This window comes from Streptomyces ureilyticus, from assembly GCF_011045025.1.
Taxonomy (GTDB): Bacteria; Actinomycetota; Actinomycetes; order Streptomycetales; family Streptomycetaceae; genus Streptomyces; species Streptomyces ureilyticus.
This window is the reverse complement of sequence record NZ_JAAKZX010000273.1, coordinates 1-10,543: the sequence shown is the minus strand read 5'-3', so window position 1 is coordinate 10,543 and position 10,543 is coordinate 1. Positions and strand designations below refer to the sequence as shown.

At 71.7% G+C, this 10,543-nt stretch carries 9 protein-coding genes; 7 read left to right on the top strand and 2 right to left on the bottom strand.

Translation table 11 applies throughout. The features are described 5' to 3' along the window. The first annotated feature begins 256 nt into the window (after positions 1-256). The 3 genes from G6048_RS51670 (at position 257) to G6048_RS43225 (ending at position 3,614) form a co-directional block, all read left to right on the top strand. The gene (locus G6048_RS51670; protein ID WP_206342846.1) at positions 257-1,207 is read left to right on the top strand and encodes a hypothetical protein; all 951 of its coding nucleotides are present in this window, start codon (positions 257-259) and stop codon (positions 1,205-1,207) included. An 83-nt stretch (positions 1,208-1,290) separates the two neighbouring features. Next, positions 1,291-2,526, top strand: coding sequence for an aminotransferase class I/II-fold pyridoxal phosphate-dependent enzyme (locus G6048_RS43230; protein ID WP_165345089.1), 1,236 nt, complete (start codon positions 1,291-1,293; stop codon positions 2,524-2,526). Next, entirely contained in the window at positions 2,523-3,614 is a 1,092-nt protein-coding gene (locus G6048_RS43225) for an MBL fold metallo-hydrolase (RefSeq protein WP_165345088.1), read from the top strand. Before G6048_RS43230 ends, G6048_RS43225 begins: the two co-directional genes overlap by 4 nt. A 22-nt stretch (positions 3,615-3,636) precedes the next feature. Here the strand turns inward: G6048_RS43225 and G6048_RS43220 are convergent, their stop codons facing one another. Continuing rightward, positions 3,637-4,254 (bottom strand): DedA family protein, encoded by a 618-nt coding sequence (locus G6048_RS43220; protein WP_165345087.1) that lies wholly within the window; start codon positions 4,252-4,254, stop codon positions 3,637-3,639. Beyond that, positions 4,251-5,024 (bottom strand): MBL fold metallo-hydrolase, encoded by a 774-nt coding sequence (locus G6048_RS43215; protein ID WP_165345086.1) that lies wholly within the window; start codon positions 5,022-5,024, stop codon positions 4,251-4,253. The genes G6048_RS43220 and G6048_RS43215 overlap by 4 nt, the downstream gene beginning before the upstream one ends. Positions 5,025-5,107: 83 nt before the next feature. Here G6048_RS43215 and G6048_RS43210 point away from each other — a divergent pair, with 83 nt between their 5' ends. The 4 genes from G6048_RS43210 to dnaK all read left to right on the top strand — a co-directional run bounded on the left by G6048_RS43210 (position 5,108) and on the right by dnaK (position 10,472). Next, a complete protein-coding gene (locus tag G6048_RS43210) occupies positions 5,108-5,533 on the top strand; it encodes a recombinase family protein (RefSeq protein WP_165345085.1) in 426 nt (141 codons plus the stop codon). A gap of 121 nt (positions 5,534-5,654) precedes the next feature. Next, positions 5,655-7,781, top strand: a complete 2,127-nt coding sequence (locus G6048_RS43205) for a phage holin family protein (RefSeq protein WP_165345084.1) — start codon at positions 5,655-5,657, stop codon at positions 7,779-7,781. Positions 7,782-7,918: 137 nt separating this feature from the next. Further along, on the top strand, positions 7,919-8,344 hold the full coding sequence (locus tag G6048_RS43200; RefSeq protein ID WP_033320259.1) for an OsmC family protein: 426 nt from the start codon (positions 7,919-7,921) through the stop codon (positions 8,342-8,344). Between the two features lie 208 nt (positions 8,345-8,552). Continuing rightward, positions 8,553-10,472, top strand: a complete 1,920-nt coding sequence (dnaK, locus tag G6048_RS43195) for a molecular chaperone DnaK (protein ID WP_235991030.1) — start codon at positions 8,553-8,555, stop codon at positions 10,470-10,472. Positions 10,473-10,543 lie beyond the last annotated feature (71 nt).

Here is a 10,543-nt window from a genome sequence, read left to right as displayed (position 1 = left end):
GCGTAGCCCCCACGCGGCGGAGCCGCAAATTGATACAGCCGGGAAGGGGCGGGGCTGGGGAAAGGGAAGCCCGCATGCGCCCACGGCCAGGACCCGTCACTCGCTCGGGCGCCCCCGTGGCACGAATGGTGCCCGGCCGCGCGCGCCCCGGCGAAGGGCGGGCTCTGATGGCTACGGGGCACGAAGGCTGTGCCCCTCCTCCGCGGCCCCACGGGGACGCGGAAGGCCCCCGCCTTCGCCCGAAGGAGCCCAGCCCATGCGCCGCACAGCCCGCGCCCTGTCCACCGCAGTCGCCACCACGGCCATCGTCGCCGTAGGCCTGGGCACCGCCGCGTCGGCCGCACCTCCGGTCGAGGAACGGGCCAGGGTTCCGGGCCAGGAACGGGCCACAAGTCCGGCCAATGAGTCGGCCGGCATCCCCGCCGACGAGTCGGCCACAGGCCCGGCCTGGGTCCCGGAGGTGGAGCCGACGGACGCGCCTCCGATTCCGGACGCGGAGCCGTCCGACGAGCCGTCCGACGAGTCGACCGACCTCTGGGCCGAGGACTCGGCCGATACGCCGACCGGGACGACGGCGGACGACTGGGCCGATGCGTCGCCCGGGACGACAGCCGACGACTGGGCCGGGCCGTCGGTCCAGAAGGCGCCCGGGACGTCGCCGGGGGCCTCGGCCATCGCCCCGGCCGCCGAGGTAACCCCGCGCACAGTCGCCCCCGGCGCCACCGTCACCATCTCCGTGTCCTGCGGAGCACTCGGCGGGCCCGCCCCCAAGAGCATTGACGCCCACTCGCAGGCCTTCGAGCACGGCACAGCCAAGCTGCACCTGGCCAAGGACAAGGCCAAGGACAAGGCCAAGGACAAGGCCAAGGGCAAGGACGAGGCGGCGGGCCCCGCCTACAGCGGCACCGCCCGCATCGCGTCCGCCGCGAACTTCGAGAAGGGCGGAGCCGGCAAGGCGGGCCACACCTCCGAGTGGAGCGTCGACGGCGCCTGCCCGGCGCCGCCCGGCGGCAAGGAGGCCGAGTGGAGCGCGACGTTCACGGTGTCGCGAGACGGCTCCCACCACCCGCACGGCGTCAGCGCGGGCCAGGGCGGCGCGTTCACCGACTCTCCGGCCGCGCTCGCCGCCGGCGGCCTGCTCATCACGGGTGCACTCGGCGCCGCCGTACACAGGCTGCTGCGCAGGGAGCCGTCCGCGAACCGTTGAGTTGATGACGCGTGACGGTGGGTACTCACTGCTCAGAGGCACAACTGGGCACCGTAGGAACCACGGACCCCGCGGAGGCAACCATGCGGCGGACGGATCCGGAAGGGCACGGGCCCGTCCGTTACGGCCCACCGCTACCTGGCCAGGGGCTGCCGGTTCCGCCCGGACTCGCCGCCGCCGCGGCCGGTGCGCATACCGAACCCACCGGCGGCGGCCCCCGGCTCCTGGACGCGGCCTGCGCGTACTGGGCCCGGCGCGGACTGCCCGCGGAGCGCCACCGTACGGCCGCGGCACCCGGCGCCCCGGCCCTGCTCCTCGCGCTGACCGCCGCACTCGGCGGTGACGTCCTGGTGCCGCGCCCCTGCGCCGCCTGGTGGCGGCCCACGGCCCGGCTGCTCGGCACCTCCGTGTTCCATGTGGCGACGTCCGCAGAGTGCGGCGGCGTCCCCGATCCGTACGCCCTCCTGGAGACCGTGCGCCGGGTCCGCGCCGAGGGCGGCGACCCGCGACTGCTCGTGCTCTCCGTCGCCGACGACCCCACCGCCACCGTCGCCCCGCCCGAGGTGGTCCACGAGACCATAGAGGCCGCCGCGGGCGAGGGACTGCACCTGATCAGCGACGAGACCTGGCGCGACACTCTGCACCAGCCGCACGACACGGTTCTGCTGAGTCCCGCCGAGATGCTTCCCGACCGGGTCACCGTGATGACCGACCTGGCCGGCCCGTTCCTGCCGCCCGGCTGGCCGGCCGCCCTGGCCCGTTTCCCCGACACCGACACCGGCGCCCACCTGCGCGACCGCGTCCTCGACGTGCTGACCGCGCTCGGCGCCCGCCTGGCGACGCCGGTCGCCGAAGCAGCCACGTACGCACTCCGCGAACCCGAGGAGATCAGCCTGCGACTCACCGCGGCCGTACGGCTGCACGCGCGCGTGGCCGCCGCCGCGCACCATGCCGTGGTGACGGGCGGTGCCCTCGCCCGGCCCCCGCAGACAGGGCGCCATCTGTACGCGGACCTGGGCCCGCTGCGCCCCGCGCTCACCGAGTACGGCGTGGGCGACGCACAGGAACTGGAGGACTTCCTCACCGCCCGCCTCGGCATGCCCGCCCCCGGCGGTCACCGCTTCGGCGACGACCTCGGCGCCCTGCGCGTCCGCCTGGCCACCGGCCCCCTTCTCGGAGCAACGGATGAGGAGCGCATGGCGTCTCTCACGTCACCGGAACCTCTGGAATTGCCGCATGTGGAAGGCGCGTTGACGCTGCTGGGATCGGTCTTCGACGATCTCCGCGACGACGCCCGGCGATGGGAGTCCCCTCGATGACGCAGCAGTCCGAGACGCAGCAGTACGAGTCGATCTCGACGACCACCACCACGTCCGTATCCCCGTCCACGGGCGCCGATGAGCCGGTGTCCTTCTCCGTGTCCGTCGGCGGAACGGGAACGCCGCTTGCCGCGCCCCGCGCGCTCGGCGAGCGGCGCGTCTGGCCGCGGTCCTTCGTCGACCGGCTGACGGACCCGCTGCCGGGCCTCCGGGGCTTCGCCCGCTTTGCCCGCGAGGGCGCGCTGCGGCCGGGGCCCGAAGGTCTCGTCGACATCCCCCGGCTGCCGTACGAGCCTGCCCCGCTGCCGCGCGTGGACGTGGACACCGTCGCCGTCTCCTGGGCCGGGCACGCGAGCTGGGTGATCCGGATCGGCGGGCTCACCGTCCTGACCGACCCGGTCTGGTCCAGCAAGATCCTCGGAACTCCCGCCCGGGTCACGCCCGTTGGCGTGCCCTGGAGCGAACTGCCGCGTATCGACGCGGTGGTCATCAGCCACAACCACTACGACCACCTGGACGCCCCGACCCTGCGCAGGCTCCCGCGGGACACCCCGGTCTTCGTCCCCGCCGCGCTCGGCGGCTGGTTCCGGCGCCGCCGCTTCACCTGTGTCACCGAGCTCGACTGGTGGGAGGCGGCCGAACTGGACGGTGTGCGCTTTGACTTCGTGCCCGCCCACCACTGGTCCAAGCGCAGTCTCCACGACACCTGCCGCACCCTGTGGGGCGGCTGGATCCTCACCGCACCGGACGGCCGACGCGTCTACTTCGCGGGCGACACCGGCTACGGCCACTGGTTCGAGCGGATCGGCAACCGCTACCCCGGCATCGACCTGGCCCTCCTCCCGATCGGCGCGTACGAGCCCCGTTGGTGGCTCAGCGATGTCCACTGCGACCCGGAGGAGGCGGTCCGCGCGGCCCAGGACCTCGGGGCCAGACGGATGGCGCCGATGCACTGGGCCACGTTCGTACTGTCGGCGGAGCCGGTGCTTGAGCCGCTGACGCGGGTGCGGGCGGCTTGGGAGAGGGCGGGAATGGCGCGAGCGGATCTGTGGGACCTGCCGGTAGGGGGATCGCGGATCCTGGCCTGAACGGACCGCCCAGGTCACGGAGTTACGCCGCGGACTTGCGCACCCTGCGCCACACACTCGGCGCCCCGCTGATCACCAGCGTGAGCACCACCGCGGCCACCACTCCCTCCCAGGGCTCCTTGAACAGCGAACCCCCCAGGATCCCGATGAGTTGATACGTCACCGCCCACGCGAGGCAGGCCGGCACATCCCCCCGTACGAACTGCCGCATCGGCATCCGGGCCATCAGGCACGCCAGCATCACCGGAATCCGCCCCGCCGGGATCAGCCGCGACACGACCAGCACGGTCACCCCGTGCGTATCGAGCCGCTCCTGCGCCTGCTTGAGCCGGTCTTCCGGGGCCCGATCACGCAGCGCCTGCAGCCACCGCGAGCCGTTCTTCGAGCCCATTCCGCGCTTGCCGAGCCAGTACAGCGCCACGTCACCGAGGAAGGCCGCGACCGACGCCACCACGAACACCAGCAGCAGCGAGAACGGCGCCGTCTGGTGGAAAGCCACCACCGCGGCCGAACTCACCAGAGCGCCCGTGGGCACCACGGGCACCAGCGCCCCGATCAGCACCAGCAGGAACAACGACGGGTAGCCGACCGCCTGTTGGGTCGCCTCCGGCGGCACCGTGGCTGCCGTGGACAGGATCACCGCGCGACCTCCGGCCGTACGCTCTCGCCGTGCCCCAGCAGATGCACCGCCACCTCGGGCGCCCTCTCGCGCGCCAGGCGCATGAACTCCGGGCCCGGCGCATGGAATTCATGGGGGCGCACGGCGTCCATGCCGATCGGCCAGTACGTGCCGTAGTGCACCGGCACCGCGCTGCCCGGCAGCAGCCGGACCAGCGCCTCGGCGGCCCGCCCGGCGTCCAGGTGCCCCTCCCCGAGATACGGTCCCCAGCCGCCGACCGGCAGCAGCGCCACGTCGACGGGCCCGACCTCCTTGGCCATCTCCTCGAACAGGCCGGTGTCTCCGGCGAAGTAGGTCCGCCCCTCGCCCTCGACGACATAGCCGAGGGCGGGCGCACGATGCGGCCCGAGCGGCAGCCGCCGCCCGTCGTGCCGCGCAGGGACGGCCCGTACGACCAGGTCACCGACCCGCGTCTCGTCGCCCGGCGCGACCTCCGTGAGCCGCAGATGGCCGAGCCTGCGCAGCCCGGGCACCGCGCCTGTGGCGCCCCTCGGCAGCAGTACCCGGGTGCCCGCGGCGAGCCGCGCCAGTGAGGGAACGTGCAGATGATCGGCGTGCAGATGCGAGACCAGGGCCGCGTTCGCGAGCGCCGCCTCGGGTGGGGGCGGTGCCCCGCGGCGCCGGCGCAGATGAGCGAGCCGACGCGCGAACAGCGGGTCGGTCAGCAGGCGCACGCCCGAGTCCTCGACCGTGCAGGTCGCGTGACCCCACCAGGTGATCTCCACCGGCACCCCCTTTGCTCCCTTCGCGCGACTCCCCAGAGCCTACGGGCAGAGGTAGGGTCAGCGGCGAAACCGGAGGTGAGGGGGACACCATGGGAGACACGCGCAGCGCCTCCGGCCTGCTCCGGGTCACGGCCATCGCCAGTCTGACGCCGCTCGAGGAACTGGACGCGGATCCCTTCCTGGTGGACTCACGCAGCCAGCACGCCATGTGCGCACGCTGGGCCGCCGAGCACGGGTACGTCATCACCCGGGAACTCCTCGTACGCGGACTGCGCCCCGACCACTGCGCGCTCTGGGAGGACGTCGAGGCGGGGCGCGTCGATCTGTTCGTCGCGCCCAGCCGCCGGGTGCTGGAGCGGGCGCTCGCCTCGGTCGACGAGTTCACCGCCGAGTGCGCCCGGCGAGGCGTACGCATCGAGACGGTCGGGCACGCGGAACCGGCGTACGACGCGCAGATGAAGGCACAGGTGCATCGTCGGCTGTCGATGCCGACGGCGGGGTACGACGGGCGCTGATCCCCGGGCGTTCACTCCCTGTCTGCAACCGTCCGTGCGTCCTCACCCGTTGTGACAATGTGGGGAACGGACTTCGGCGGAGGGTGCCGGCGCGAGCCGGGGGAGGCAGCGGGAGGTGGGCGTGGGCGACAGGCGATGGCGGCGGCTGGGCAGCGCCGTCCTGCGGAGTATCGCGGTGTGGGCCGTCTCCACGGTCACCATGCTGGTGCTCGCCGGGATCCTGCCGGACTTCCGGATCCAGTCGGCCGACGGAGAGAGCGCCACCCGTATCACCGTCGCCGCCGCGGTCGGCGCCGGAGGCTTCGGTCTGCTCTCGGCCCTGGTGTGGCCCCTTCTCGTCCGCGCCCTGCTCCTCGTGCCCGCCCTCGTCCTCGGACTGCTCGTCTTCTTCCTCAACGGCTCGCTGCTCCTCGTCGTCCTGCGCTTCAATCCCTCGGGACGGGGTGAGGTCGCCCCGGAGACCGCCGTCGTGGTCGCCGCGGTGATGTCCGCGGTCGCCTCCGCCACCGGCGCGGCCCTCGCGGTCCGGGACGACGACGCGTACCGGAGGAGGCTGTACCGCCTGGCGGACCGCCGTCGCACGGAGGAGCTGGGAGAGGGCGGTCCGTCGACTCCCGGCACCGTTTTCATCCAGCTCGACGGCGTAGGACATGACGTATTGCTGGACGCGGTCGGGCGGGGCCTGATGCCCACGGTCGGCGCCTGGCTCGACAGCAGCGAAGCCGAGGGCGAGGGCGGGCGTGACGGCGAGCGCGAGACCGAGGGGGGCGGGCGCCCCACCCACCGCCTCACCCTCTGGCGCACCGACTGGTCCAGCCAGACCGGCGCCAGCCAGCTCGGCATCCTGCACGGCTCCAACCACGACATCCCCGCCTTCCGCTGGTACGAGAAGGAGAGCGGGGAGGTGATGGTCTGCAACCGGCCTACCAGTGCCGCCGAACTCCAGCGCCGGGCCATCGAGCGCACCGGCGACGGCGGCCTGCTCACCCTGGACGGCGCCAGCCGCGGCAACCTCTTCAGCGGTGGCGCCGACCAGCTCGCCCTGGTGTTGTCCGTGGCGGCGCGGCGGGGCAAGGAGAACCGTTCGCGGGCGGGCTACTTCGCGTATTTCTCCGACCCTGCCAACGCTGTCCGTACCGCCATGTCGTTCGTCGCCGACGTCGGCCGCGAGATCGGCGAGTCCACCCGCGCCCGCCTCAAGAAACAGCGCCCCCGCGTCAAACGCGGCGGCCTGTACCCGTTCATCCGCGCCTTCGCGACCGTCGTCGAGCGGGACGTCGTCGTCGCCGCCGTGATCGGCGACATGCTCGCCGGACGCGCCGCGGTCTACGCGGACCTGGTGGCGTACGACGAAGTGGCCCACCACTCGGGCCCGTACAGCCGCGATGCCGAAAAAGTCCTGGCCCGCCTGGACCGCTCCCTTGCCCTGATCGCGAAGGTCGCCGAGCACGCCCCGCGCGCGTACCGCATCGTCGTCCTGTCCGACCACGGCCAGAGCCCCGGCGAGACCTTCCGCACCCGCTACGGACTCGCCCTCGGCGAACTCGTCAGAGCCGGCTGCGGACTGCCCGTGCCCCGCAAGGCGCGGCGTACGCACAGCGGCGCCGAGGCCCGGGCCACCGTACGGGCCGCGCTGCACCGGCCCGTCGAGGAGGGCGGCGAACAGCACCGTCCGTCCGGCCGCCGCTCGGAGCCCATCGTGCTGGCGTCCGGCAACCTGGGCCTGGTGTCCTTCCCGGACGTACCGCACCGGATGAGCCGCGAGGAGATCGACGAGCGCCACCCGGCCCTGCTGTCCACGCTCGCCAACCACCCCGGCATCGGCTTCGTCCTCGTCAGGAGCGAACGGCACGGCGGCCTCGTCCTCGGCGCGCACGGCGCGGAGATCCCCGTGGAGGAACTGGCGGAGAACCCGGGCCCGCTCGCCGACTTCGGCCCCGCGGCGGCAGCCGCCGTACGCCGCACGCACTCCTTCCCGCATGCCGCCGACATCATGGTCAACTCCTCCTACGAGCCCCAGGACGGCGAAGTCCTCGCCTTCGAGGAGCAGATCGGCTCCCACGGCGGACTCGGCGGCGTGCAGGGCGAGGCGTTCCTGCTGTCGCCCGTCGACCTCTCGCCCCCCTGCGCGGAGGGGGCGGAACTCGTCGGCGCCGAGCAGGTGCACCGCGTCCTGCGGCGCTGGCTGCGAGAGGCCGCGGGCCCGCAGATCCCCCTGCAGGCCCGGGGCGACCAGCGGGCGGCCTGACGGGAGTCGGGGCAGACCCCGGTGGGTGATTACCTCCCGTTCAACCGCTCTTGACCCAACCCTCCGACTGCACCGGGCACGGATGTGATCGGATGGGACGTACGGACCGATCCAGGGACCCATCGAAAGGACACATCGTGGCAACCACGCGCACCGCCCACACCGTCTGGGAGGGCGAACTGCTCAAGGGCAGCGGCACCGTCACCTTCGACTCCTCCGGCATCGGTTCGCAGCCGGTGTCGTGGCCGTCGCGGGCCGAGGCCGCGAACGGCAAGACCAGCCCGGAGGAGCTCATCGCCGCCGCCCACTCCAGCTGCTTCTCCATGGCCCTGTCCCACGGCCTGACCGGCGCCGGCACTCCGCCCACCCGCCTGGAGACGAAGGCCGACGTCACCTTCCAGCCCGGTGAGGGCATCACCGGCATCCACATCACCGTCCAGGGCGAGGTGCCGGGCCTGGACGCGGACGGCTTCGCCGCGGCGGCCGAGGACGCCAAGAAGAACTGCCCGGTGAGCCAGGCCCTCACCGGCACCACGATCACGCTGACGGCCGAGCTGGCCTGACGGTTGTAAGGACTCCTGACGGTTGTAAGTACTCCTGACGGTTGTCAGTACTCCTCGATGCCGCGCCCCTCCCACAGGGCGCGGCATCGTCGTTTCCGGGTGCCGCTCCAGGTGCGGGGTAGGCGTTTACGGGGTACCTGGTGTTGACAAGAGCGCGCTCAAGTTTTGTGCTGGAGGGCGGGAAGCGCCCGGGTGGAAGGGGACGAAGATGGCACGAGCGGTTGGGATCGATCTCGGTACCACGAACTCCGTGGTGGCCGTCCTGGAGGGCGGTGAGCCCACGGTCGTCGCCAACGCCGAGGGCGCGCGGACGACGCCGTCCGTCGTGGCCTTCGCCAAGAACGGTGAGGTCCTCGTCGGCGAGGTCGCCAAGCGGCAGGCCGTGACGAACGTCGAGCGCACCGCGCGCTCCGTGAAGCGGTACATGGGCGACGGGAGCTGGCGCTTCCCGGAGCAGGGTGAGATCGACGGGACCCGCTACCGCGCGCAGGAGCTGTCGGCCCGAGTGCTGCAGAAGCTGAAGCGGGACGCCGAGGCGTATCTCGGCGAGGACGTCACGGACGCCGTGATCACCGTGCCCGCCTACTTCGACGACGCACAGCGCCAGGCCACCAAGGAGGCCGGCGAGATCGCGGGCCTGAAGGTGCTGCGGATCATCAACGAGCCGACGGCCGCGGCCCTCGCGTACGGGCTCGACCGCGGCGAGGAGCAGACCGTCCTGGTCTTCGACCTCGGCGGCGGCACCTTCGACGTCTCGCTCCTGGAGATCGGCGAGGGCGTCATCGAGGTCAAGGCCACCAACGGTGACACCCACCTCGGCGGCGACGACTGGGACCAGCGGATCGTCGAGCACCTGGTCAAACGGTTCAAGGGCTCGTACGGCATCGACCTCGGCAACGACAAGATGGCGCTCCAGCGGCTGCGCGAGGGCGCCGAGAAAGCCAAGATCGAGCTCTCCTCCTCGACCGAGACGACCATCAACCTGCCCTACATCACCGCCTCCGCCGAAGGCCCGCTGCACCTCGACGAGAAGCTGACGCGCGCCCAGTTCCAGGAAATGACAAGTGATCTGCTCGACCGCTGCAAGACCCCCTTCGACCAGGCGGTCAAGGACGCGGGCATCAAGCTCTCCGCCGTCGACCACGTCATCCTCGTCGGCGGCTCCACCCGGATGCCCGCGGTGACGGAACTCGTCAAGGAACTCACCGGCAAGGACCCGCACAAGGGCGTCAACCCGGACGAGGTCGTGGCCCTCGGCGCGGCCCTCCAGGCGGGCGTCATCCGCGGAGACGTGAAGGACGTCCTGCTCCTCGACGTCACCCCGCTGTCCCTGGGCATCGAGACCAAGGGCGGCATCATGACGAAGCTCATCGAACGCAACACGACCATCCCCACCCGGCGTTCGGAGATCTTCACCACCGCCACGGACAACCAGCCCTCGGTCGGCATCCAGGTCTTCCAGGGCGAGCGCGAGATCGCCGCCTACAACAAGAAGCTCGGCGTCTTCGACCTCACGGGCCTGCCGCCCGCGCCGCGCGGGGTGCCGCAGATCGAGGTCGCCTTCGACATCGACGCCAACGGGATCATGCACGTCTCGGCGAAGGACCTCGCGACGGGCCGCGAGCAGAAGATGACGGTGACCGGCGGCTCGGCCCTCCCCAAGGACGACATCGACCGCATGATGCGCGAGGCGGAACAGTACGCCGACGAGGACCGCCAGCGCCGCGAGGCCGCCGAGACCCGCAACCAGGCCGAGCAACTCGTCTATCAGACCGAGCGTTTCCTCCGCGACAACGAGGAACGGATCCCCGCCGACACCAAGTCGGAGGTGGAGTCCGCGATCACCGAACTCAAGACCCTCCTGGAAGACCGCGAAGGCGCCGACACCGCCGCCCTGCGCTCCGGCGTCGAAAAACTGGCCTCGGTCAGCCAGAAAATGGGCCAGGCCATGTACGCCCAGACCCAGCAGACGCCTCCGGAAGACCAGCAGCCGGGCACCGAACAGCCCACGGCGAACGCCTCGGACGAGGAGGGCGTGGTCGACGCGGAGATCGTGGACCTGTCTCTTATACACTTCTCCGAGCCCAGGAGACCAACCATCATCTTGTATGCCGTCTTCTGCTTGTAAAAAAGAAAGCACTCAACAACCAGACGATATCATCACAGTGAAGATCTCTAATGTCTTTTTTCATTCTTATG